Annotated in this window: 34 protein-coding genes, 1 tRNA gene and 1 other RNA gene; 17 read left to right on the top strand and 19 right to left on the bottom strand. The window is 56.2% G+C overall.

Annotated elements, in window-relative coordinates:
• Positions 1-25: 25 nt before the first annotated feature.
• From Q0932_RS17825 to Q0932_RS17810, 4 genes are read right to left on the bottom strand one after another with little or no spacing between them, the layout of a single operon-like run.
• The gene (locus tag Q0932_RS17825; RefSeq protein WP_299356128.1) at positions 26-1,123 is read right to left on the bottom strand and encodes a dimethylsulfoniopropionate demethylase; all 1,098 of its coding nucleotides are present in this window, start codon (positions 1,121-1,123) and stop codon (positions 26-28) included.
• Positions 1,114-1,629 (bottom strand): DinB family protein, encoded by a 516-nt coding sequence (locus tag Q0932_RS17820; RefSeq protein ID WP_299356126.1) that lies wholly within the window; start codon positions 1,627-1,629, stop codon positions 1,114-1,116. The genes Q0932_RS17825 and Q0932_RS17820 overlap by 10 nt, the downstream gene beginning before the upstream one ends.
• Positions 1,629-2,258, bottom strand: a complete 630-nt coding sequence (locus tag Q0932_RS17815; protein WP_299356124.1) for a DUF1326 domain-containing protein — start codon at positions 2,256-2,258, stop codon at positions 1,629-1,631. The genes Q0932_RS17820 and Q0932_RS17815 overlap by 1 nt, the downstream gene beginning before the upstream one ends.
• 22 nt (positions 2,259-2,280) lie before the next feature.
• Entirely contained in the window at positions 2,281-3,018 is a 738-nt protein-coding gene (locus Q0932_RS17810) for a DUF2182 domain-containing protein (RefSeq protein WP_299356202.1), read from the bottom strand.
• Between the two features lie 107 nt (positions 3,019-3,125).
• Here Q0932_RS17810 and Q0932_RS17805 point away from each other — a divergent pair, with 107 nt between their 5' ends.
• From Q0932_RS17805 to Q0932_RS17750, 12 genes are all read left to right on the top strand, one after another.
• Positions 3,126-3,863: an FCD domain-containing protein gene (locus Q0932_RS17805; RefSeq protein ID WP_299356122.1), complete on the top strand. Its 738-nt coding sequence runs from the start codon at positions 3,126-3,128 to the stop codon at positions 3,861-3,863.
• A gap of 9 nt (positions 3,864-3,872) precedes the next feature.
• On the top strand, positions 3,873-4,358 hold the full coding sequence (locus Q0932_RS17800) for an ATP-binding protein (RefSeq protein WP_299356120.1): 486 nt from the start codon (positions 3,873-3,875) through the stop codon (positions 4,356-4,358).
• Between the two features lie 18 nt (positions 4,359-4,376).
• On the top strand, positions 4,377-4,742 hold the full coding sequence (locus Q0932_RS17795; protein ID WP_299356118.1) for a hypothetical protein: 366 nt from the start codon (positions 4,377-4,379) through the stop codon (positions 4,740-4,742).
• Positions 4,743-4,803: 61 nt separating this feature from the next.
• Positions 4,804-5,158: a transfer-messenger RNA gene (gene ssrA / locus Q0932_RS17790) on the top strand.
• A 71-nt stretch (positions 5,159-5,229) separates the two neighbouring features.
• A complete protein-coding gene (locus Q0932_RS17785; protein WP_299356116.1) occupies positions 5,230-5,658 on the top strand; it encodes a nuclear transport factor 2 family protein in 429 nt (142 codons plus the stop codon).
• Between the two features lie 123 nt (positions 5,659-5,781).
• Positions 5,782-6,579, top strand: coding sequence for a sulfurtransferase/chromate resistance protein (locus Q0932_RS17780; protein ID WP_299356114.1), 798 nt, complete (start codon positions 5,782-5,784; stop codon positions 6,577-6,579).
• The gene (gene chrA, locus Q0932_RS17775) at positions 6,572-7,837 is read left to right on the top strand and encodes a chromate efflux transporter (RefSeq protein WP_299356112.1); all 1,266 of its coding nucleotides are present in this window, start codon (positions 6,572-6,574) and stop codon (positions 7,835-7,837) included. Before Q0932_RS17780 ends, chrA begins: the two co-directional genes overlap by 8 nt.
• A gap of 88 nt (positions 7,838-7,925) precedes the next feature.
• On the top strand, positions 7,926-8,396 hold the full coding sequence (locus Q0932_RS17770) for a ClpXP protease specificity-enhancing factor SspB (RefSeq protein ID WP_299356111.1): 471 nt from the start codon (positions 7,926-7,928) through the stop codon (positions 8,394-8,396).
• A 178-nt stretch (positions 8,397-8,574) separates the two neighbouring features.
• Positions 8,575-9,969 (top strand): class II fumarate hydratase, encoded by a 1,395-nt coding sequence (fumC, locus tag Q0932_RS17765; protein WP_299356109.1) that lies wholly within the window; start codon positions 8,575-8,577, stop codon positions 9,967-9,969.
• Between the two features lie 121 nt (positions 9,970-10,090).
• Positions 10,091-10,729, top strand: a complete 639-nt coding sequence (locus Q0932_RS17760; RefSeq protein WP_299356107.1) for a ferric reductase-like transmembrane domain-containing protein — start codon at positions 10,091-10,093, stop codon at positions 10,727-10,729.
• Positions 10,645-10,899, top strand: coding sequence for a DUF4169 family protein (locus tag Q0932_RS17755; protein WP_366141427.1), 255 nt, complete (start codon positions 10,645-10,647; stop codon positions 10,897-10,899). Before Q0932_RS17760 ends, Q0932_RS17755 begins: the two co-directional genes overlap by 85 nt.
• Entirely contained in the window at positions 10,896-11,126 is a 231-nt protein-coding gene (locus Q0932_RS17750) for a ribbon-helix-helix domain-containing protein (protein WP_299356103.1), read from the top strand. The genes Q0932_RS17755 and Q0932_RS17750 overlap by 4 nt, the downstream gene beginning before the upstream one ends.
• A gap of 6 nt (positions 11,127-11,132) precedes the next feature.
• On the opposite strand, the gene Q0932_RS17745 is transcribed toward Q0932_RS17750, so the two are convergent.
• The gene (locus tag Q0932_RS17745) at positions 11,133-11,543 is read right to left on the bottom strand and encodes a SufE family protein (protein WP_299356102.1); all 411 of its coding nucleotides are present in this window, start codon (positions 11,541-11,543) and stop codon (positions 11,133-11,135) included.
• A gap of 126 nt (positions 11,544-11,669) precedes the next feature.
• Between Q0932_RS17745 and Q0932_RS17740 the strand changes: the two genes are divergently transcribed.
• Positions 11,670-12,167 (top strand): hypothetical protein, encoded by a 498-nt coding sequence (locus tag Q0932_RS17740; RefSeq protein WP_299356101.1) that lies wholly within the window; start codon positions 11,670-11,672, stop codon positions 12,165-12,167.
• A gap of 6 nt (positions 12,168-12,173) precedes the next feature.
• Here Q0932_RS17740 and rnd read toward each other — a convergent pair whose 3' ends face one another.
• From rnd to purM, 3 genes are all read right to left on the bottom strand, one after another.
• Positions 12,174-13,331 carry a ribonuclease D gene (rnd, locus tag Q0932_RS17735; protein WP_299356098.1) on the bottom strand — a complete coding sequence of 386 codons (1,158 nt, stop codon included), beginning with the start codon at positions 13,329-13,331 and terminating at the stop codon, positions 12,174-12,176.
• A 93-nt stretch (positions 13,332-13,424) separates the two neighbouring features.
• Entirely contained in the window at positions 13,425-14,015 is a 591-nt protein-coding gene (gene purN, locus Q0932_RS17730) for a phosphoribosylglycinamide formyltransferase (RefSeq protein ID WP_299356200.1), read from the bottom strand.
• Positions 14,015-15,061: a phosphoribosylformylglycinamidine cyclo-ligase gene (gene purM / locus Q0932_RS17725; RefSeq protein WP_299356096.1), complete on the bottom strand. Its 1,047-nt coding sequence runs from the start codon at positions 15,059-15,061 to the stop codon at positions 14,015-14,017. Before purM ends, purN begins: the two co-directional genes overlap by 1 nt.
• A gap of 109 nt (positions 15,062-15,170) precedes the next feature.
• Between purM and Q0932_RS17720 the strand changes: the two genes are divergently transcribed.
• From Q0932_RS17720 to Q0932_RS17705, 4 genes are all read left to right on the top strand, one after another.
• Positions 15,171-15,247, top strand: a tRNA-Ile gene (locus Q0932_RS17720).
• Between the two features lie 669 nt (positions 15,248-15,916).
• Positions 15,917-16,210 (top strand): hypothetical protein, encoded by a 294-nt coding sequence (locus Q0932_RS17715; protein ID WP_299356095.1) that lies wholly within the window; start codon positions 15,917-15,919, stop codon positions 16,208-16,210.
• 182 nt (positions 16,211-16,392) lie between these two features.
• The gene (locus Q0932_RS17710; protein ID WP_299356093.1) at positions 16,393-16,851 is read left to right on the top strand and encodes a VPLPA-CTERM sorting domain-containing protein; all 459 of its coding nucleotides are present in this window, start codon (positions 16,393-16,395) and stop codon (positions 16,849-16,851) included.
• A gap of 185 nt (positions 16,852-17,036) precedes the next feature.
• On the top strand, positions 17,037-17,612 hold the full coding sequence (locus Q0932_RS17705; RefSeq protein ID WP_299356091.1) for a hypothetical protein: 576 nt from the start codon (positions 17,037-17,039) through the stop codon (positions 17,610-17,612).
• A gap of 12 nt (positions 17,613-17,624) precedes the next feature.
• Here the strand turns inward: Q0932_RS17705 and Q0932_RS17700 are convergent, their stop codons facing one another.
• The 11 genes from Q0932_RS17700 to Q0932_RS17650 all read right to left on the bottom strand — a co-directional run bounded on the left by Q0932_RS17700 (position 17,625) and on the right by Q0932_RS17650 (position 22,476).
• Positions 17,625-17,807: a hypothetical protein gene (locus Q0932_RS17700; protein ID WP_299356089.1), complete on the bottom strand. Its 183-nt coding sequence runs from the start codon at positions 17,805-17,807 to the stop codon at positions 17,625-17,627.
• Positions 17,797-18,081: a hypothetical protein gene (locus Q0932_RS17695; RefSeq protein ID WP_299356087.1), complete on the bottom strand. Its 285-nt coding sequence runs from the start codon at positions 18,079-18,081 to the stop codon at positions 17,797-17,799. The genes Q0932_RS17700 and Q0932_RS17695 overlap by 11 nt, the downstream gene beginning before the upstream one ends.
• A complete protein-coding gene (locus tag Q0932_RS17690; RefSeq protein ID WP_299356085.1) occupies positions 18,078-18,734 on the bottom strand; it encodes a hypothetical protein in 657 nt (218 codons plus the stop codon). The genes Q0932_RS17695 and Q0932_RS17690 overlap by 4 nt, the downstream gene beginning before the upstream one ends.
• 259 nt (positions 18,735-18,993) lie before the next feature.
• Entirely contained in the window at positions 18,994-19,281 is a 288-nt protein-coding gene (locus tag Q0932_RS17685) for a hypothetical protein (protein WP_299356083.1), read from the bottom strand.
• A complete protein-coding gene (locus Q0932_RS17680) occupies positions 19,281-19,448 on the bottom strand; it encodes a hypothetical protein (protein WP_299356081.1) in 168 nt (55 codons plus the stop codon). The genes Q0932_RS17685 and Q0932_RS17680 overlap by 1 nt, the downstream gene beginning before the upstream one ends.
• A gap of 23 nt (positions 19,449-19,471) precedes the next feature.
• Entirely contained in the window at positions 19,472-19,654 is a 183-nt protein-coding gene (locus Q0932_RS17675; protein WP_299356079.1) for a hypothetical protein, read from the bottom strand.
• Positions 19,635-19,835 (bottom strand): hypothetical protein, encoded by a 201-nt coding sequence (locus tag Q0932_RS17670; RefSeq protein WP_299356077.1) that lies wholly within the window; start codon positions 19,833-19,835, stop codon positions 19,635-19,637. The genes Q0932_RS17675 and Q0932_RS17670 overlap by 20 nt, the downstream gene beginning before the upstream one ends.
• Positions 19,832-20,134: a hypothetical protein gene (locus Q0932_RS17665; RefSeq protein ID WP_299356075.1), complete on the bottom strand. Its 303-nt coding sequence runs from the start codon at positions 20,132-20,134 to the stop codon at positions 19,832-19,834. Before Q0932_RS17665 ends, Q0932_RS17670 begins: the two co-directional genes overlap by 4 nt.
• 4 nt (positions 20,135-20,138) lie before the next feature.
• A complete protein-coding gene (locus tag Q0932_RS17660) occupies positions 20,139-21,512 on the bottom strand; it encodes a phage major capsid protein (protein WP_299356073.1) in 1,374 nt (457 codons plus the stop codon).
• Positions 21,509-21,946, bottom strand: coding sequence for a hypothetical protein (locus Q0932_RS17655; protein ID WP_299356071.1), 438 nt, complete (start codon positions 21,944-21,946; stop codon positions 21,509-21,511). Before Q0932_RS17655 ends, Q0932_RS17660 begins: the two co-directional genes overlap by 4 nt.
• On the bottom strand, positions 21,943-22,476 hold the full coding sequence (locus Q0932_RS17650) for a hypothetical protein (RefSeq protein WP_299356069.1): 534 nt from the start codon (positions 22,474-22,476) through the stop codon (positions 21,943-21,945). The genes Q0932_RS17655 and Q0932_RS17650 overlap by 4 nt, the downstream gene beginning before the upstream one ends.
• Positions 22,477-22,755 lie beyond the last annotated feature (279 nt).

Below are 22,755 nucleotides of genomic sequence, written 5' to 3'. Positions count from 1 at the left end.
AGGCACCTTGCCCCCGCCGCTTACGCTACCGCCAGAATGATTTCTGAACAGTCGCAGACCTCATGCCGTGCTCGGTTGCGATCTCTGTCACCGTACCCGCATCCCAATGGCTGCGATCGACCATGCCAATGGCCACATTTGTCTGGAACTGCGGCGACCAGACAGCACTGGCCACCAGACCGACCTGCTTGCCCCCCGCCAACATTGGCCAACCTTCGGTGCAGGACTGAATCTCATCCCCCGAGATCGCCACCGCCCTGATCTGACGCGGCGGCCCATCACGAAGCTGCACCTCGATCGCGGCACGGCCGATGTAGTCTTCGGGGCTGTTGCAAAACTTGCCCAGACCGCATTCGACCGGGGTGTTTTCGCGCCGCATATCCGAACCGTAGGACAGCAAGCCGCTTTCGATCCTCTCGATATTGTTCGGACAGCCTGCTCGTACGTTCAAGTCTTCACCAGCCGCAAACAGAGCATCCCACAAGGGCATGCCATACTCGCTGCCCTCAACATAAATCTCAAAGCCACCCTGCTTCGACCAGCCTGAGCGCGCCACCACAAAAGACGTGTCCTGAAAGGTCAGTCGCTTGTACCGGAAAAATCGAATGTCGCGCACCACGTCGCCAAACACACGCGCCATCAGGTCATCGGCTTTCGGCCCCTGCACTGCCAGCGGAGACACATCAGGTTCGTCGATTTCGACGTTAAAACCCTTGGCAATCGCCAGTCCCAAAGCGAACTGCAGCGCGTCGCCATCGGCGATGCTAAGCCAATAGTGATCTTCAGCCAGCTTGATCGACACAGGATCATTCAACATGCCGCCGTTGTGATCCACTGTTGGAACATAATAACACTGATCCGGCGCCATCTTGTCCATGTCCCGTGGGCTGATCAGTTTCATCAACCGCAATGCATCCGGCCCTTTGATCGACACCTGACGCTCGACCGCCACGTCCCAGACCTGCACATGTTCTTTCAGATGTGCCGCGTCGGCTTCGACGCTTTCAAACACCACCGGCAACAGCATGTGGTTGTAAACCGTATAGCCCTTAACGCCCGCCGCCTCGACGCCGGGGGAAAAGGGGGTTTTGCGCACGCGGCGCGAAGGAACAATTACCGCCATGTCGGCTCCTCAGGCATAAAAGTAAGATCCGTGTTACCCGGATCCTGACCCGCTGCGGTCAGCATGGCATGAACCTGCCCGCGATGATGGGTCTGGTGGTTGAAGAAACCCGCGACGACCTGCGCCATCGGAAATGTGACATCCTGGTTATCAGAAGTGGAAACCCAGGACATGTCACCCGTAAGGTCAATCTCGTGAAGCCTGTCTGCCCATAGACGGATGCGTCCATCGGTCCGGAACCGCTCTGCACTCCAGACCGCCAACGTGGGCGCAAGCGTCGTGTGGCCCTCTGGCCCAACGCTCGGCCCTTCACCGCCATCAAACCGCGACATCCACAAGAGATCGCCCCACAAGAGATGATTCAGCGTTCCCATGATCGAGTTGAAAAACGCGCCACGATCAGCGCGTAATTCTGCTTCGGTCAGCCGTTCAGCTGCAGCCTTGACCTGCTCGTTTTGCCACGCGTTGTAGCGCGCCATCATCTGGCAGTATCCGACTGAGATCATCAGCGCGGGCCTTTCCAATCGATCTGGCAAATCTCGGCTGAGCGGCCATCAAAATCCCAGACCCGGCCAAAGGCGCGAACCTTGCCTTTGGTGGCGGTCGCAACGGTGATGTCCGGCCCCATCCAGTACTCGGTGTTCGTCACAACGATGTCTTCACCGCCCTTGCCCTCGACCGGCACAACGGCACCTTGGATCTTTTTGCCGACCATCAGGCGACGTTCATTGCCTTCGGTCTCAAACACCACTTCTTCACGCTCGGCGCCGAGAAATTCGCTGACCAACAAGCCAAACAGCCCGGTGGTTCCGCGCGCGGCGCCACTGAAGATATTGACCAGGCCTTCATAGGCCGCCTCAGAGGCGCGATCGTCAATAAATGCCGCTGCTTTCCAGTTGCCGCGACCCATGTTCCCCGGAATCTCAAGGAACAGGCCGACGTTCAAACCCGACAGGTCCTCATCGCCGTACTGGCCTTCGTCGATGCGCACACCGGCCCAGGCCTGACAGTGACCTTCTGTGGGCGGGTGCTTGCCCAGACTTACCACGCAAGGGCAAAACACGGTGCAGTTGCAGTTGAGGATCAGCTCCCCTTTGATCGTCCAGGGCACTGTGCCCACTTGGTCCAAAGCCATTAGAATTCCTCCGTTTCAAATTTCAAAATGTTGTCGCCACAAGTGCGGCGGCGGATGCCAGCAACACGGCCCCCAAGGGCCGCGTGATGTAACGCCCGATCTCGGGCAGTTTTTCCAGAACCATGATGATGGTCGCGAGCCCCATAAAGGCGATGTTCATGACGCCACCGACAAACGCGAGCAGCATCAGCGCCCAACAGCAGCCCAGACAAACCAGCCCCAAGCGCACCCCATTGCGCCACGGGCCTTCGTCCCAATGCTGCATGAAGAACGTCAGAGGCATGCGGCATTTGCTGAGGCAGGCTTCTTTCACGGACGAGAATTGGTACAAACCAGCGACGGCCAGCAGAAACGCCGAAAGCCATGTCGAGCGGCTGTCACCAAAGGCGCTGATCAGATCAGCCTGAAACAGCGCCATTTGCACGGCGGCTGCCAAGACCGAAAAGCCCAACCAGACAGCCAGATACCCCAACACCAGATGCGAAAACCGTGTTCCGGTGGTGGAATGCCCCAGATCGTCGTAGGTGGCGAACGCGGGCAAAGCCGTCGGGGCCATCATCGCTGCAGACATCAGCGCCCACATAGTTAAAACCCGCAGATAGCCAGCAGTATCTGGTGTCACTGTGCAAAGCGCGACCCAGAAATCCGCGCCATAAATACGCCCCGCGTCCCGAAGGTCCGCAGGTAGCGACATCATATAAAGAATACTCCACGCCCCAAGGATCGCAGCAAACAGCGCGATCCAGTGCAATCCGGTCATGGCTCGGATACGGGCAGCAAACACGTCGTCACTCCTTTGGGCGACTCATTCCTTGCAAGTAAATTGTCAGACATTTAAACTTCGATCAAACATTAAATGTCAGACAAATGAAAATAGACCCCAAAAGTAAGGCCGACCTGCCGGCACAAATTGCCAAAGCCATCCGGGATTCAATCATTTCCGGGGATATGGATGTCGATGCCCGCCTGCCCTCGGAAACTGAGTTGAGCGAACAGTTTGACGTGTCCCGTTCCACGGTGCGCGAGGCATTGAAACGTCTGGCAGCCCAGAACTTGATCCGCACACAACGTGGCGCGACGGGGGGCGCCTTTGTGCGGCGGCTGAGCTATCAGGACGCCTACGCCAACCACATCACCACCTCGACGCTGTTGTTGTCGATGAACGCGGTCGATTTTGAAACCGCCTGCGAGGCACGCTTTGCACTGGAACGTGCCTGTGCACCTTTGTCTGCCAAGCGCCGGACGCCGGACCAATTGGCCACCATGCGCGCCGAAATTCATCGTCAGGGTCAACCGGGCCTGTCTGATGAGAGTTTTTGCGACAGCGACGTCGCCTTTCACCGTGCCCTGGTCGATGGCGCTGAGAATCCTGTGCTGTCTTACCAACTGGCCGGCGCTGTTGAAGCCATGCAGCCGCTGATGAACATGATCACATTTACCCAACGCAACCGCGACATGATTGTTAGTCTACACAGCCGTATCGCTGACGCCATTGAGACTCATGCTGCAGATCAGGCAGACGCGGCTTTGGCTGAGCTGACGTCATACACGTTGGAACTGGGCCAACAGGCTATGGCGGCGCGCGCGGCCAAAGCGCCGGAGTAACGGCCCACCATGATGTCCCCACCCACCCTGCACATTCTTTGCGGTAAGATCGCTTCGGGCAAGTCCACGCTTGCCTCGCAACTGGCTGCGGCACCTCATACGGTGGTTCTGAGCGAAGACACGTTACTGGCGACGCTTTATGAGGGCGAGATGAAAGATGTCAGCGACTATGTGCGCAATTCTGCGCGATTGCGGGCGGGGCTGACGAACCATGTACTGAACTTGTTGCGGGCTGGTACGACCGTGGTGATGGATTTTGCCGCGAACACTCCCGATCAACGCGCATGGATGATGGAAATCGCCAAGGACGCTAAGTGCCCGCACCTTTTGCATTATCTCGACGTGCCTGACGATGTCTGCCGCGCCCGGCTAAAGGCCCGCAACGATACAGGTGACCCTCCTTTCACCGTCACGGACGAGCAATTTGACTGGATCACCGCGCACTTCCTTGCGCCAGATCCAGCCGAAGGCTTCACCATCAAGTCCTACCCATAGAGCGGTCAGGAGACACCCGTGTCCAAATCGCTTGTCTGTCCAAAGTGTAAAACCGGGACATACAACATCGTCGATAGCGTCGAACTTGGCCGCAACCCGCCCCATTGGGACGAGAAAGCCATCCAACGCGGGCGATGTGAAACCTGCCAAACCCGGTTCTTCTCGATCTACGAAGAACTACGCAGCTTTCGTATGGACCGTGATGACAAAACCTCGCATGTCGCTGCACCTGCCCGAACCTGGGTATGGGCACTGGCGGGGCTGGCTTTTTTGCCACCGGCACGCCAAAAGTCACCCAACTGGAGATGCAAAGCGGCGCGCGCAGCCCTGCGATATGGTATTCCCGAGGGCATCTACCAGTCGATTCAGTACAAACAACATTAGCTAGAGGCTGCACGCACGTACTAATAATAACTTTTCACATTTTGTCAGCACCCGTCGTTTCGCTCTTTAAATCACTCTCTAAACCCCTTATGTTTGTGTCGTTCCCTCGGGAACTATGGACATAAACGCGCTCGTAATAAGCGGATCGGACCCGGGGGCGGTACCCGGCGTCTCCACCAACACATCCTTCATTTGGGGATCGATGGGGACGAAATAGGATCGACGAACGTCTAAAGGTGTTAGCTTTGTCTCGGCTGTCTGCCACCGTTACCGGCGAAACTTGTACAATTGCAAATGACAATCGTGCTCCGGCAATGGCAGTTGCAGCGTAAGCTGTAAATGTCGCCGAAACTAACTCCTTGGGTTTAGCGACCTAAGGCGGGGTTCGCAGGCACCTGGCAACAGAAGCCTGCACTTTCCCACATTAACCGAATCTTCGCCTCTGGCCCGCATGCTCGCAGTGTCACTGAACCGAGGGGATGACATCATGGACAAGCGCCAACTGCTGGAAGATTGGTATCAAAGGGTTTGGATCAATGGCGATCTGGACGCGATTGACGAGTTGTTTACACCAGTCACGCAGGCCGCCGGAGTAATTCCGGAAATGCAGATGGGCCCGGATGAGTTTCGCGAACTGGTGCCGATGTTTCTGAACGTGGTTGAAAACCCCACCGTATCACTCGACATGGTGATGGAAGATGGCGATTGGGCCTCAGCACTCTATTCCGTGCACGTCACCGTTGCAGCGACGGGCAAACCGTTGATGGGTACGGGCCAGCTGTTCGCCCGCTTTGACGGCGACAAGATGGTTGAAACCTATAACAGTTTCGATTTCATGAGCTTTTTTGAACAAATTGGCCTGCTGCCGGAACAATCCCTCGCGCTATGCCTGACAGGGCAGCGTATCGGCGCCTAGTTTGCAAACCGATTGACGGAACACACACGATTGGGCACATTCGTCTTATGGGGTCGCGCGACCACCCCGTGAGGCTTTGGCTCAAGGATCGCATCCACTGACCCTTTTCAGAAAGGATGCCTTGTGCCGTCTTTGAACGAGATTTCCCCTGCAAACCTGATGCGCCAGCTTGGCGGACCGGACGCGCCAGTTATTCTGGATGTGCGGATCGATGGCGATCTTGCCACCCACCCCTTTGTTGTTCCTACCGCGCGCCGTGTGGCACACACTCAAGTCGCCGCACTCGCCCCAGAGCTTGTTCGGCAAAAGGCCGTTGTGATCTGCCACAAGGGCAAGAAACTTAGCCACGGGGCTGCGGCGCTGCTACGAACCCATGGAATTGCTGCCGAAGTACTGGCCGGAGGTATCCTCGCGTGGCAGGCCGCGGAGTTGCCGTGCACGCCTATTACAGCCTTGCCTCCCTGTTCCGACGCAGGCTCGCTTTGGGTGACGCGCCACCGCCCGAAAGTCGATCGCATCGCCTGTCCGTGGCTCATCCGCCGCTTCATTGACCCCAAAGCCCGATTTTTGTTTGTCCCGCCGTCCGAAGTTTTGGATGTTGCGGACCGATTTCAAGCCATCGCCTTTGACACTCCCGACGCCCCTTGGGGCCACGTCGCGGACCAATGCAGCTTTGACGCGATGGTCAAAGGCTTTGGCCTGACCCACGACCCATTGGAGCGGCTGGCTGAGGTCGTGCGTGCCGCCGACACCAACCACCTTACCAAGGTTCCACAAGCCGCGGGGCTCTTGGCGCTTTCGGTAGGTTTATCAAGACTTTACAAAGAAGATCAGGCGCAATTGACTGCAGGTTTGCCGCTTTATGATGCCCTTTATCGCTGGGCCCGAGACGGGGCCAATGAGGTCCATGAGCATGTCTAAGAGCAGTAAAATGGAGCAAATCTCACTCTCGCAACTCGTCCGCGTTTTTGGCCGCATTGGCCTGTTGTCCTTTGGCGGGCCAGCCGCGCAGATCAGCCTGATGCACCGGGAGCTGGTCGAGCAACGCCCCTGGCTTGAGGAAAAAGAGTTCCTTGGTGCACTGTCGTTTTGCATGATGTTGCCGGGGCCCGAAGCCATGCAGCTCGCGACATACACGGGCTGGAAGCTGCGCGGCACTTTGGGCGGCTTGATCGGTGGGTTGCTGTTCGTTTTGCCCGGCGCACTCATTATTGCAGCACTAGCCGCCCTCTATGTGGCATTTGGCGAGGTCAGCGCGGTACAACATGCCTTTGTGGGCGTGCAGGCCGCGGTTGTGGCTGTGGTGCTGCAAGCGTTGATCCGCCTCTCTGGCAAAGTTCTGAACGACAAGGCGGCCTGGCTTGCCGCCATGGTCGCCTTTGCAGCATTGTTCACACAGATGTTGCCTTTTCCGGCGGTGATCTTGCTGGCAGCTTTGGCCGGGGCCACCCTGCCCGCGTTACAACCAACCAACAGTCCAAAACCAGCCTCGGTCCCGTTTAAACGCACAGCCAGAACAGTTCTTATTTGGGGTCTCTTGTGGGCCGCGCCTGTGGCTCTGCTTATCGTCTTACAGGCACAGTTCCTGATCGATTTGGCCTTGTTCTTTTCCAAACTCGCCGTGGTGACGTTTGGCGGGGCCTATGCGGTTCTGGCCTATATGGTGCAGGCCGTGGTGCAAGAGCATCAGTGGCTGACAACGCCCCAGATGATGGACGCGCTGGGACTGGCGGAAACCACACCGGGGCCACTGATACTGGTCACCCAATTTGTTGGGCATCTTGCTGGATATCAAGCCGGTGGTACTGGGTTGGCCGTATTGGCAGGTCTGGTCACCTTATGGTGCACCTTTACCCCTTGTTTTCTGTGGATTTTTGCCGGTGCGCCCTATGTTGAGCGCCTTTTGCATGCACCTCGACTTGGAAACGCATTGCGCATGATTTCTGCGTCTGTCGTTGGGGTCATTGCGAACCTCGGGCTATGGTTCGCGCTCCACGTTCTGTTTTCCAAACACCAGAGCGTCGGCCCTGTCACGCTCCCGAACCTCAGCAGTTTTGAGCTTCTGCCAGCACTTCTGGTTCTTTTGGGATGCGGCTTGCTACTGGGCTTGCGCCTGCCCCTCGTGATTGTACTTGTCATCACAGCCGTTGCGGCAATCTTTGCCGCGCCGTTGATGTGACACAAAACGAATTGCTGAAAATTGCCGTCACGTCTTTTGTTTCCCGACGAATCTATTATTGTCGAGACGAATGAACAGGGGTGGACCCATGCCGCGCACGATCGACTATGGAAACCTGATGCACCGCGCCATGCGCAGCCTCATCCAAGAGGTCCTGAGCGATGTGCAAGCCAACGGATTGCCCGGCGAACACCATTTCTTCATCACCTTCGACACGCACCATCCAGACGTGAACATCGCGGATTGGCTGGTGGATCGTTATCCCGGTGAGATGACGGTTGTGATGCAACATTGGTACGAGAACCTGAACGTTACAGATACAGGGTTCCAGGTGACACTGAACTTCGGAGACGCGCCAGAGCCTCTCTATATTCCTTATGACGCAATCAAGACCTTTGTTGATCCGTCTGTTGAGTTTGGCCTGCGGTTCGAAACCCAGGATGATGATGACCCCGAGGACGGCGATGAGGTTCCAGAGGCCCCAATCGCTGAGATCGACGATGAAGATGAGCCCAAGAAAGACGCCGAGATCGTCAGCTTGGACAGCTTCCGCCGGTAAGTCGCGGTCGAGCGCAACTGCCAAAGCGACATGATTGCGCTAACTCGAACTTGTTGAGCGGTCTTTGCCGCGGCATCCTTTCGCAGACAGAGCGATTTCGACGGTATTCAATTGTATACTTATTGAACTTTCCACGGATTCCGATAAGAGGAACGTGATTTTTGACACGGAGCCTCGCATGACCCAGACCCGCACAGAAACCGACAGCTTTGGCCCATTGGAAGTGCCTTCTGACAAGTATTGGGGCGCACAGACCCAACGCTCGATCATGAACTTCCCCATCGGATGGGAAAAACAACCGGTCGCCATCGTGCGCGCGCTGGGCGTGATCAAGCAAGCCTGCGCTATGCAGAACAAGGCGACCGGCAAACTGGACGCCACGATTGCCGATGCGGTCATTCAGGCCGCCAGCGAAGTGGTCGCCGGAAAGTTTGACGACAACTTCCCTCTGGTCGTTTGGCAAACCGGCTCGGGCACGCAATCGAACATGAACTCGAACGAGGTCATCGCCAACCGTGCCATTGAAATCCTTGGCGGCGTGATTGGGTCGAAAGACCCCGTGCACCCCAACGATCACTGCAACATGGGCCAGTCGTCTAACGACACCTTCCCCACCGCCATGCATATCGCCACTGCGATGAGCGTGCGTGATGTGCTGATGCCCGGCCTGACCAAGCTGGCCGAAGGGCTTGAAGCAAAGTCTGAAGAATTCAAAGACATCATCAAGATTGGCCGGACCCACACTCAGGATGCGACCCCGCTGACATTGGGTCAGGAATTTGGCGGCTATGCCCACCAGATCCGCATGGGCATCGCCCGCGTTGAGGCCGCCCTGCCCGGCATTTACGAACTGGCACAGGGTGGCACAGCAGTTGGCACCGGTCTGAACACCCAACACGGCTGGAGCGAAGCGGTGGCTGCCCATATGGCCGGGATCACTGACCTGCCGTTCGTGACGGCCCCCAACAAGTTTGAATCGCTGGCCGCGCATGACGCCATGGTGTTCATGTCGGGCGCCTTGGCCACTGTAGCGGGCGCGATGTACAAGATCGCCAACGACATCCGTTTCTTGGGCTCCGGACCACGTTCCGGTCTGGGCGAGCTGATCCTGCCGGAAAACGAACCCGGCTCATCTATCATGCCCGGCAAGGTGAACCCAACTCAGGCTGAGGCCATGACACAGGTTGCCGCGCACGTGATGGGCAACAATGCCGCCATGACCTTTGCCGGCTCGCAAGGTCATTTTGAGTTGAACGTCTACAACCCGATGATGTCCTACAACCTGCTGCAGTCGATCCAGCTTTTGGGTGACGTGGCCGACAGCTTTACCACCCGTATGCTAAACGGCATTCAGGCCAATGAGCCCCGCATCGACAAGCTGATGAAAGAATCGCTGATGCTGGTCACAGCGCTCGCACCAACGATTGGGTATGACAACGCCACCAAAGTGGCCAAGACCGCGCATAAGAACGGCACGACACTGAAAGAAGAGGCTATCGCGCTGGGCTTTGTTGACGCCGAAACCTTTGACGCCGTTGTGCGACCCGAACAGATGATAGGTCCCAAAGACTGATCCTGAAAAAACGAACTACGAGAGAGAGCGCTTCGGCGCTCTTTTTTGTTTTTCGAGCGACGGAATGCCTGGTTACGCGCGTTTGAACAGGTATCAAGCGGCTGGAAATCAGGAGTTTGCCATGTCCCGTCTCTCTCCCTATTGGCTTTGGCTGGTGCTCGCCTTGCCCGCATTGGCGATGACAAATGAATTGCTGACCTCCAACAGCCCTCGCATTTACCACATTCTTGTGCATCCAACGGGTGAGTTTTCGGCCCGCTTCATGATCATCTCTATGATGGCCACACCGCTTATGCTGCTGTTCAAAGGCTGGCGCGGGCCGCGATGGCTGCGTAAGAACCGTCGTTACTTTGGAGTGGCTGCCTTTGCCTACGCTGCCGCGCACACGATTTTTTACCTGATCGACAAGGCTTCGCTCGATCGCATTCTTATGGAATTGCCCCGGCTTTACATCTGGACCGGATGGCTGGCCTTTGCCATTTTCATTCCCCTCGCAGTGACCAGCATGGACTGTTTCATGCGAATCCTGGGGCCAAACTGGAAGACCTTGCAACGAACAACCTATGTGGCCGCGGTGTTGACGCTGGTGCATTGGGCCGCGCTGCACAAATGGAGCGGTGTGGTGCCTGCAATGGTGCATTTTGGGCCCTTGATCGCCCTTGAGGCCTACCGGATATGGTATTGGTATTTGCGCCCGTCGCGTCGCAGATCAAAGGAAACGGTGGAAAAGCCCGCGATTGCCGATACACTCACCCCATGAGCAATGTCACCAACCTTAATCAGTTTCGCAAAGCCAAATCCCGTCGGGATCAGAAAGCACGGGCGGATGAAAACACTGTGAAATTCGGACGAACGAAGGCCCAGAAATCTCTGGAGGATGCTCGAACGGATAAGGCCCGGCGCGATCTTGACGGAAAAGAACGCGAATGAATCGACCCGTCAAACGTTCCCTGACGTTGAAAGGTCACCGGACCAGTGTCTCTCTAGAGGACGAATTCTGGCGCGCCTTTCGAGAAATTGCGGAAGAAAAATCGAAACCAATCAACGTCTTGGCTGCCGAAATTGATGCAGAACGCGGCTTTGAAACAGGTTTGGCCTCGGCCATCCGTCTGCATGTATTGGCGCACTTTCGCGACCGTGCAACCAAGGACCAGTAACGCGGTTCAAACCGCGTCGGCGGCCACCTGATGAATGCGCTCAATCATGGCCCGCAAACCGTTTGAGCGTTGCGACGACAAATGCTCATTCATACCCAGCCGTTCCATTTCGGCACGCGCGTCGACACTGCCGACTTCGGCCAGGGTCAAACCGTTGTAAAGACGACGCAAAACCGCGATCAACCCACGTACGATCATGGCATCGCTGTCACCGTCAAATGAGAACACACCGCCTTCGATCCGGGGATGTAGCCAAACCTGACTGGCACACCCGTCAACCTTGGTTGCTGGTACTTTCAACGCATCATCCAGCGCGTCCATGTCCTTGCCCAGATCAATCACGTGGCGATACCGGTCCTCCCAGTCATCCATGAACTCAAAGTCTTCGACAATCTCTTCAAACGCCGCGCTGGCCATTCCGGGCTCTCCTTACTCCGCACAAATCAACTAGGATGCACAGAGACAAAGGTCCAGCCCTGCCTTGATGCTTTTCAATGCAATCACAATCCGTTAATTGATGGAAAAGAGAATGAGGGTGAGCCAATGCGGAAAATTGCTTTTAGCCTAGCCATAGCGGCAATCGTGCTGAGCGCGTGTAGCACACGGTTGAATCCGCGGAACTGGTTTGGGAATTCGCAAGAAGTGGCGACAGGCTCTACCACTGAGCGTAATCCCCTTATTCCTGAAGAAAACGCCTTGGCGACACGGCCTGAAGAAGTCTACCCGGGCGTTCCCGTTCAAAAGGTGACGGAACTTGTTGTCGAACGCTTGGATGATGGCGCGTTGATCCGGGCCAGTGGCGTGGCTTACGTGCAAGGCGCGTTCAGCGTGAAACTGCAGCCCCTGAACGAAGGCAAGCCGGAAAATGGCGTTCTGACGTATGAACTGTTGGCAGTTCATCCCTCATGGGGCACGCGTGGTGGGACCGATCAGGCGCGCACAGTTACCGTGGCGCACAACCTGACAGATCAACAGCTGGAAGGCGTGCGCACGATCAAGGTCGTCGCAGCCGACAACGCACGCCAGGCGCGTCGCCGCTAAACCAAATCAGATAGAGATGACTTTGACGTTCTTGCCTTTGGCTGCAAGAGCAATCTCACCATTGCACAGGCGCAGCGCGTCGTCGCCAAAGACCTCTTTGCGCCATCCACTCAGTGCCGGAACATCGCGATCGCCTGAAGCAATTGCATCCAGATCAGCTGCCGGCGCAATCAGTTTTGACGCCACGCCCGAGCTTTCGGTCTTGGCTTTGAGCAGGACCCGCAAAAGGTCGGCCAATGCCGGATTAACCTGCTGTTTGTCGCGGCCATTCACGACCTTTGGCATCTGGTCCTGCGGGCAAGCCTGACCCTGTGTCACCGCGTTCAGAATCCCGTCTGCGATTTCGCCTTTGCGGGCTTCTCGCAACAATAGGCGTGAGCGCCCAAGGTCCTGCATCGATTGTGGCTTGGTCGAAGCCAGCTCAATCAGCGCATCATCTTTGAAAACCCGGTTGCGCGGCACGTTGCGGCTCTGGGCATAGCCTTCGCGGAAACGCGCCAATTCCCGCACAATGGCCAGGAATTTTGGTGTTGTGGTACGCGTTTTGATCCGCCGCCAAGCCTCAGAAGGTTTGATGATATAGGTGTCTTCATGGGTCAGAATCTGCAGCTCTTCCCGCACCCAATGCGCGCGTCCGGTTTCTTCCAGCTTTTTCGCGAGAAACTCGTAAATCTGGCGCAAATGTGTGACGTCTGCCAGCGCGTATCGCTGCTGCGCCTCGGTCAGCGGACGACGCGACCAATCGGTAAAACGGCTTGATTTATCAACACTTTCACGTGCGATCTTTCGCACCAGCGTTTCATACCCGACCTGATCTCCAAAGCCGCAAACCATGGCGGCAACCTGCGTGTCAAACAAGGGTTCGGGGAACACCTTCGCTTCGACAAAAAAGATTTCGAGGTCTTGCCGCGCGGCGTGGAACACTTTGACCACATCTGTATTGCGGAACAGGTCATAGAGCGGCTCAAGCGACAAGCCATTGACCAGAGGATCAACAAGTACGGCATCATCCCCATCGTGATCCGGCACGGCCAGCTGAATCAGGCATAGCTTGGAGTAATAGGTGCGTTCGCGCAGAAATTCGGTATCGATTGTGACATAGGGTTTGCTCGCAGCCATCTCGCAGAAGGAGGCCAGTTCCTCGGTCGTAGTCAGTGTTTTCATTGCAGCGTGTCTTTTTGTTCAAATTCTGCCCGGTCCCGAGGGATTACGGGGAAATAGGTCAAATTGCAAATCACCTTAAGTAAGGTGCTGCGGTCAGAGATCAAAGCGGGTGCGATCCCCTGCCGCAAAGCGGCGCAACGCGGCCGGATACAAGCGATGTTCCTGCTCAAGAACCCGCGCCGCAAGGGTATCAGGCGTGTCATCCGCCAATACTGGCACGCGTGCCTGACCAAGGATTGGGCCATCATCCAATGCAGGTGTCACCAGATGTACTGAACAGCCATGCTCCGTTTCACCAGCCTCAAGCGCACGGGCATGGGTTTGCAACCCTTTGTATTTCGGTAAAAGCGACGGGTGAATGTTCAACATGCGCCCTTCCCAAGGGGCGACAAATCCTTCAGTCAGAACGCGCATGAAGCCGGCCAGGCACAGGATGTCAGGCTGCACCTTGTCCAGTTCCAATTGCAAAGCAGCCTCAAATGCTGGGCGGTCACCTTTGAAAGGGCGGTGATCAACCACGGCAGTTGCAACACCCATATCAGCGGCCTTCTTCAGCCCGCCTGCATCTGCGTCGTTGGCCAGCACCAGCACAGGAGTCGCTGGGTGGCCACCCGACAACATGTCCTGCACAAGGCTGACCATGTTCGAGCCGCCACCCGAGATAAAGATGGCAACCCGTTGGATCACAGCAGCTTACCCGCGTAACGCATGCCAGCACCGGACGTCACAGTACCCAGTCGGTACACAGTTTCGCCCTGCTCTAGCAGCAGCGCCTCAACGGCCTCGGCGCGGTCAGGTGCCACTGAAAGGATCATGCCTACACCGCAGTTGAAGGTTTTGAGCATTTCCGCCTCGGCCATACCGCCCGTGGCGGCGAGCCACTTGAACACAGGCGGCAAATCCCAGGCACTAAGATCTATGTCGGCGCCCAGATCATCAGGCAGAACCCGTGGGAGGTTTTCGGTCAACCCACCGCCAGTGATATGGGCCAGAGCATGCACGCCCCCTGCCCGCACCGCTGCCAGCGCTTGTTTCACATAGAGCCTTGTGGGGGCCAGCAGAGCCGCTCCCAAAGTGCCTTCGGCCCAGGGGCACTCATCACCCCAAGCAAGGCCCGAGATCTCAACCAATTTGCGCACAAGGCTGTAGCCGTTGGAATGCACGCCGCTAGACGCCAGTCCCAAGAGGACATCGCCCTCGGCGACATCAGCCGGCAGATCCGCGCCACGCTCCATCGCGCCAACCGAGAAACCGGCCAAATCAAAGTCACCCGCTTCGTACATGCCGGGCATCTCGGCGGTTTCGCCACCAATCAGTGCGCAGCCGGATTGATAACACCCCTCGGCAATGCCTTCGATGATCCGTGCGGCCTGATCTGTTTCCAGTTTTCCAGTTGCGAAATAGTCCAGAAAGAACAGAGGCTCGGCACCCTGACACACCAGATCATTGACGCACATCGCGACTAAGTCGATCCCCACGCCGTCAACATTGCCGGTATCGATCGCAATCCGCAGCTTGGTGCCCACACCATCGGTGGCCGCCACAAGGATCGGATCGACATAGCCTGCGTCTTTCAGGTCAAACAATGCGCCGAACCCGCCAAGCCCCGCCATCACGCCTGAGCGCGTGGTGCGCTTGGCAGCAGGTTTGATCCGGTCCACAAGCGCATTGCCTGCATCGATGTCCACACCTGCATCTGCATAGGTGATGCCGTTCTTGCCGTCGCTCATAATCCACTCCATTTCAGGACTTGCAGAGGCACTAGACCATCATTTGACAACAGGCAACGGTAACTCTTGACGCGGGCGTGCCTTATGTTAGCAAAAGGGCCTAAACGGTGGGCCTGTAGCTCAATTGGTTAGAGCAGAGCGCTCATAACGCTTTGGTTGCGGGTTCAAGTCCTGCCGGGCCTACCAAATTCCACCATAATATCACCTCTAAAACAATCACTTAGGTGGATCACGGAGAAATCTGTGCCCTGATGTGTGCCCTGATTCTTTACGTTCCGCCCTGCCCGTGCCATTGTCCACCCGAGACGGAGCGGTCAGGCTGGATGATGCAGTCCCAGTTATGGCTTGCGATGATGTCTCACTAAACGGTCCGTCTTGTGCGGGCCGTTTTACGTTTTGCCAGAAAGAAACTGAGGTATAGGCGGCTATTGGAAACATTGACCAACAATCGCCCTTCTGCACATAAATGTTTTAGCAACCAAAAAGTGTGTGGAATTTGTGGACGGCCTATTCAAAAACGCCTTGATTTGGCACTTGGAAAACGAGGGACTGACACTTGCAGAAGTGTGTCGTCACTCTGGCGTCTCACGGGGCGCTTTAACCAAGGTCAAATTACGTGCTGGAGCTACCACAACAGTCGAGAACGCTCTACGTGTAGCTCATTGTTACGGCAAAACTCTCGAACAGTTTTTGAAGTGTGAGATAGTCCTCGAAGACAACAAATTGCTAAACTTAGTAGAATTGCTGGAACCATCCGAAGCTGAGGCACTCGCAGCGCAAATTGAGTTTCTCATCGCAAAGCGGGCGAAGCAATCAAGGTAGCCGTACCGTTTCACTTCCAGTACACCCAAAAACATGGTGGCACGACTCAAAGCTGGCGGAACACGCCTGACCAGTATCCCGAAACATTTGATCTGGTGCGAGTGTGCCTGCGGTCACCATGCCAGCCTGCCAGTACCGGTATTGCTCGCATTGAGCAAACCACCCGAGACGGTCGCACAGGCCGTTGAGCGGGCGCGGTGTCGCCGCTGTGGACAGCATAAGGTCAAAGATTACCGGCTGGTCTATCACGGCGACGGAGCGGCACAGGACGCCATGCTTGGCGCTGACATCAATCGGGGTGGTGATAAGGTCGAGCGGTTGAAATGAAGCCCAACTTGCTTTGGCGTAATAAAGCAAGCTTTTGACCACCATTCGAAAATACTGTTGAGCGAGAAACATTAAGTAAAATCCAAAGACGATGTTTTTGGAGAAAAGATTTGAAAAGCTTAACTACGACTTCTCTGATTGCACTATTGGCTTTTGCCGGTACTGCGTCCGCGACAACATACATGATCGACGAGGATAACCCGGCCGTTTTCAGTCAGCACAATCGCTATTGGGAAGGTCTGGGCATGGAAATCAGCTACATCCAACCAATCGAATGGAACTTGGGCAAGGGAAAAATCACCGAACTGTTTTTCAACATCCCATACTTCAATGGTGATCGCACGATTTACAATTACGACTATAGCGACCCAAGGTACCCTGATCCACGTTATGTCACGTTTAATCCCGATGGCGAAAATTATAAAGTCAGTGTTGATTGGGATGTCGACGGGTGGCATCGAATGGGGGCTTGGTTCAGTGCTCACTTTTTCTTGGTTGGTTATAGCTTTGAGGCCGAAGGCATCGAAGCACCCGCTCCAGTACCACTTCCCGCTGCGGGAATGCTCTTAATAGGTGGTCTAGGGTGTTTTGGCGCAATCGCCGCGCGCAGGAAATCTCGCCGCGCACGAGCCTCAACATAGATCCCTTGCAGGGAAAACCAATGCAGGATCGATGTGCAGGCGACGTTGGAGATTTCATTGCGCGAAGCTCAGTTCTGAGGTCAGTCAGGGCGGCGGATTGTCGGCTGTCGATGTGGCGAACCTCAAAGATTGATTTCGCCGTCAGGCTTTATTCATAAGCCTAGAACGCATGATTGGATGATTTTATGAAAGAGACATTTCTGGCCGTTTGCTTCGCCCTTTGCTCGACACCCGCTTTTGCTGAGTACATTGAAGGCTCAATGGATTGCACCATCAACAGCCAAAAGATCATCGGAATTGAGGAGGGCAAACCAGTAGAATATTCTGGTTACGAAGATAGTCTCAGTCTTGGTGATAGCTTGAGAGTTACTTATTCCACTCATGGCAGCGACAGCATGACCTTATCCGTAAATTTTGGAAACACATATCAAGACATCCTAATCGACTCGGCTATGAGTGGAGATGGTATTGTGGAAGTAAACTCCACCAGATTGGTTTTCAGCGACCATTTCTCTGATTCATTATTCAGCCCAGATACCATCAAAATGTCGAAGCAATTCCTGGGGAATCGAACACTTTCCTTGAGAAGATATTACAAGAATGACTGGCAGGGAATGTATGTATCGAGCCTCGGGATTTCCATCATGGAACCGGGCCAAGCGCTACAAAGCGTTTATGTAATGACGTTCGACTGCCGTCAGTCTGACGACAATATAGAAGCTATCATTTCTTCGGTGGCGAAGGCCATTTCTGAGCGCTGATCCTGCCAAGCACTACCCTATCAAAGCCGACACCGCGACAAACGTCACCACACCAGCCAACACAGCCACCAGTACGCCCAAAGGCGTCAGGAAAGGCGCAGGGGGTGGTGTCAGGACCACTCGGACCGAGACGGGCTGTGGCTGGGCCTCGTATGGCTCATATGCGGTCGGAAACTGGACGATATTATCTGACATGGATGACTCCTTTGCCTTGCTTAAAGGTCAGCGTCACGACGGTACCAGTGGGCCAAGGGACCGATGCGCCAGCCAGATCGATGATGGGTCGACCGGGCTTTCCGGCGATCTTGCGCTTGCCGTCATCGCTTCGGACCAGATCAAGACCACCTTCCACCGGAACGAGGTTCCAGCGGTTGCCATGGTCCAGACCAGCCGACACCAGCACCTTGCCTTCCAGCCAGAGCCGGGGCTTGCCACGGTTCGCGCCGATCTTGCGGGTGATGCTGGTCATCGCTTCGACTCCCGGTGCGCTGCGACACGGCACTTGGTGCTGCAATACTTTGTATTCTTACGGGCGGGGATGAAAAGTTCTCCGCAGTGGTTGCAGGTTGTGTCTGTCGCCGTTGAGGTTAACGGGGCGACACGGACCAATCCCAGACGCTTGCGATAGTCGCGATAGATCGCCTTCCAGCTTTCACGATGACCACCATCGCCACCTTGGTGGAAATCGACAGCATGGGCCACTTCGTGCGCCACAAGGCAGCGCAGGGAGTCCCATGTGGTTATGCGAAACAGGCTTCCGATTTCGGGATCGGCGGCAAACGAAGGATATTCAGTCCAATCGACCAAAGCGTCAAAATCCGTATCGTCATCAACATAGCGGATCAGACGCAGCGCAACACCTGCACCGTCTTCACCAAACTGATCGGCGGCGTCCAACTCATAGTTACGGAACCGCGCCTTGTATTTCCCGCCTTTGCTCACTGACTTCTTCGCGGTCAAAGACCGGATAGTCCAATCGTGACGAAGGGAAATAGGCAGGTCCGTCAGTTCAGAGAACACGCCTTCAACAAAGCGTTCCGTCTTGATCATTGTTTGTTTGGATACGGTTTTACCCAAGGCTTCGGCCCGGATAACTTCCCGTGTTGTGGCTTTCTTGCGCATCTGTTTCCCCTTTTCGAGACCGAAATAGGAGCGAAACGCGGTATGTGCAAGCGCTTTTGTAACGGTTATTTTTATTAATTGGCCATCATAATGGCGAATAGGCTTAAATACTCGTTACAAAAAGAGCATTAAGCCCCGCTGTGTAACTTTCCGTGCTTCGGTGTGCGGTGGCGATCTGTCGGGCTTAGGTCTCGGCATACCCCCGGCCACCAGATACCAGGTACCAGCCACAATGACACAACGGACCGTATCGGCTAGGTTATGCGACGGGGGTCAGATATGGCGGGACATTGGTTTGCAGACTGGTTGGTGAGCGTGGCCCACCTTGAAGGCGATAGAGTGCCGCCAACATCCATCCCTGCCGCGCCAAGAGGTCATCCACAGCCTGAGACGTCGCCGGTATCCGACCAGACAGGACCGTCAGAGGGCCGATCTGGGCAACCACTTCCACCCGTGACCCACTCAGGTCCACCACGCCTACATTGACCGGCAGACCGAGCGCGACAAAGGGATCAAGCGCGGCGAGTATCTGATCACGGATCGTCATCAGTCGCGGATAAAATCCGACCGACCCATCTTGTCGGTCGTCACGTTCCAGATGCGGACATACTCGGACCACGCCAAGGGTCGGCCCAGTTCTCGCTGTAGGGCCAGCGCAACCGCATCACGGTCGACTTGCGGTCGGTCTGGTTGTCCGGTCATGTCCAAAGGCATCTTTTTGGTCCTCTTTTTGCGGGTCACGGCAAGTCGGTCGCCAGAGCATAGACAGGCCACCAGTCGGCATCATCGGCCCTGCCGTGCATGGCCTGTGATCGGCCCATCTGGACGAGTCCAGGTACCACGGTCTTTTGCAGATCAAAGCGGGTTTCATCGAACGTCTGGCCCGTCAGGGTGCCGTATTTATTCCGTTGGGGTGTCATCGGGCAGGTCTCCTTGTTTCACAAATATCCGCGACCACTCGGGCAGACCGTCCCGACCGACACGATGTCCAAGCGCCACCAGACCGCGACTAGGGATCGACCGCATGTCGTACCGTGACGGATCGACCGTCTGGCCGGTGGCTACGCCTTGTTTCGTGTAGATCGGGATGCGCTCACTCATGGGCGGGACGCCTTCCTGAGTTTCGCCGCCTTGGTCTTCGTCAGACCGGACGCAAGGTTGGTGTATTCGTTCGACTGACAAGCCCACTCGGACCGCTGCAAAGTGCGGATGTGAATCGTCTCGTTTCCGGTGAAACCATTGTCGATCAGATAGAGGCCAATTGCAGTGCGGATGTCGCCAGTGTCCGAGATACGCACCTGATCGCCCGCACGGATCGTGACGTCCGCAGTACAGGCGTTGACCGTCACCACGCTTGCGGTCAGCGGATCAGGATTGGCTTTTACGATACGCATACCCATCAGATCACCAAAGCACGTTCGTTAGGTACGCGACGGACGGTTTCAACATCTTGTAGGTCATCGGGATGACCAACCGGATCGCGGTCGAGGATGTCTGGAACATGCCGCGCACCTGTGGGGGTGGTGTGGTACCAGCCGCATCGGACACGTGGATCGATCCGCCACTGTCGTTCACAGCACCCGCATCAAGCATTGTCGGGGCAACACCATCCGCATCAGCCATCACAAGCGTCACAGCGCTGGATGTGTCCACGTGGACACCATCCATTGCGACGACCAGACGGGCAGCATCAAGCGCAATGGCGTGCTGTGCGTTCATGTACGGGCTGTGCATGATCGGCACACCGAACAAACCACCAGTGCTGGCCAGTTCGTCACGCAGCGGGAAGCTGTTGCCGTCGGTGCTGGTCACCATTTGCAGCGCCATGTAGCGGTCGCTGTGGATTAGGATTACCGGGTCGACAGCGTTGACCGCAGACATTTCCGACCGCAGCCATTTTATGTCCTTCAGGATGTCGGCAAGGGTCGAGCCGCCATCACTGGCGTCGTTGGTGGCATTGTAGGTCAGGCTGGACGGACGAACCGCAGCAATTTCCGCAAGGTTCGGATTGAACATGCTGTCATCGAGTCCGGTGCTGGCATCTTCCCTGACAAATTCTTCGATCAGGTTCAGGATCGCCGGATTTGATACACGGATCAGTTCGTCCGATGCCGTAGCAATCGCACCCAGCTTGTGACGGGCAAGGGTCACGGAACTAAACCGAGATTGCATCACAGGGATGGTCGCGCCTTCAGCCACCCAAGAGGGTTTCATGTCGCCTTTGGCGTCGTCAGCACGCATGCCCCATGTGAGCGAGTTGGCACCGTTGAACGGCTGGATACCAGCACGGGCGATCAGTTGGGCAGCACAGGACGTTTGTGCCAGATCACGGATGAAACCCACGCTCATGGAATTGGTGAGTTCTGCACCCCAACCAGCGGACGTTGTGGTCGCCACGGATGTCGCATCGCGGATCACATGCTGGTGCGTGTTGCGATCCCCGAATAGCTTTTCGACATGGGCGTGGATATGGCCCTGATCGGCGTGCTGTTTCATGCCGCCATAAGCAGCCGCAGACAGAAGACGCAGGGATGATAGCTGGGCCTGTTTCGCGGCCTTCTTAGGCTCGGCAGGCGGTCGGACAGTCACATGGACGGGACGATCAACCGTTTTGCGCAGTGCGGCCAGTTCAGCCTTGGTTGCGGCCAGTTCTCGGGCCGTCTTCGGCGCGTCTTTGGCCATTGCCAGAGCATCGTCAAAAGCAGCGGCCTTGGTCTCGTTTTCGAGGGCTGTGCGAGCCTTGCGGTCGGCGGTGGTGTTGCCTTGGAAAAGGGTCATTGGTTTTGCTCCATCGTTTTCTTGTGGCGCTTGGCCATCTTGTCGAGTTCATCCAGCGTCGGGGCGTCATCCAAGTATCCGACCACGCTGGTGCGGATCGCGTCGGACACATCGGACCGGGCTTGGTCGAGGGCTTTTTCCAGTTCATCGATCCGGCGTTCATAAGGCTGGATGTGTTTGGCGATCAGCTTGCCGATCACTTCGGCCATTGCCGCTTCGCGCTGGTCCACACGACCGAGAATGAAGCGCAAAAGGGCTTGGCCAGCGGGGTTCACGGTGCCAGCGGCAGCATCCATCGTGACGATCTGGTCACCCTTGATACCAACACCCCCACCGATGCCGATCATGCCGTCAGAGTTGGCAGATCGGGTCGCAGAGGGGCCACCAGGTAAATCGTATGGATTGGTTCCCGTGTCTTTAAAGGGGTTGGTCATCGGGCGGTCCTCTCGGAGTGTGCGTCTTTGTGGAATTGGTATTTGCGTCGAGTGCGGCGGACGCGGGCGTCATCACCGTCACGTTGCGCCTCGACCAGATCACAAGCGGCCAGTGATGCCGCGATGTCGTCGCTAAAATTGTCGAGGCGATCTTGCGACAGGGTTGCGGCATCTCGGGCTTGGTGTGCAGCGCTTTCCACCAGATCGGTCAGGGCCGAACTCCCTCCCAACCGGACAGAAAGCGCTGCGAGTCTGGATACCGGACTGGAAAGGGGTCCACAGTCGGTACCAGATTTCAGAATGAGGGATGCGGTGTTGAAGTCATCAGCGGCAGCTTGTGCGGCCTCGGTGGCCTCGGTGGCTCGATGGACGTGTTTGCGGATACGCGCGATCTGGGTGTCCGTCTCACGGTCCGCGCCTGCTACACCATCACGAGCCTGTTTGGCCGTCAGGAATAGTTCGCGGCGGCGAAAGGCCAGCGACTTAATCAGTTTTCGGGATGCTGTGGGGGCTGTTTTGATGCTGGGCATACGTCGATCCATCCTTGGTTGTCGACAAGTATGCTCATGGATTTTGCGTCTGTATAGATTTTAGGTACGACAAAAACGAAATAAATCAGTGGTTTATGTCGTACTTTTATTCCACCAACGGTCCAAACGAACCGCGCAAGATTGTCGACCGCACCACGGATCACCTCGGTATTTCTTAAACCCCGGAGCCATGAGTTTGTCGCAGGACGCACAGCACGTTTTGGCCCTGCGCTGGATACCTTCACCCATACGAGGGCCAGCACGTGCCACTTTGGGGAT

The sequence above is a fragment of the uncultured Shimia sp. genome, from assembly GCF_947498095.1.
Taxonomy (GTDB): Bacteria; Pseudomonadota; Alphaproteobacteria; order Rhodobacterales; family Rhodobacteraceae; genus Shimia.
This window is presented reverse-complemented; position numbering and strand designations above follow the sequence as displayed.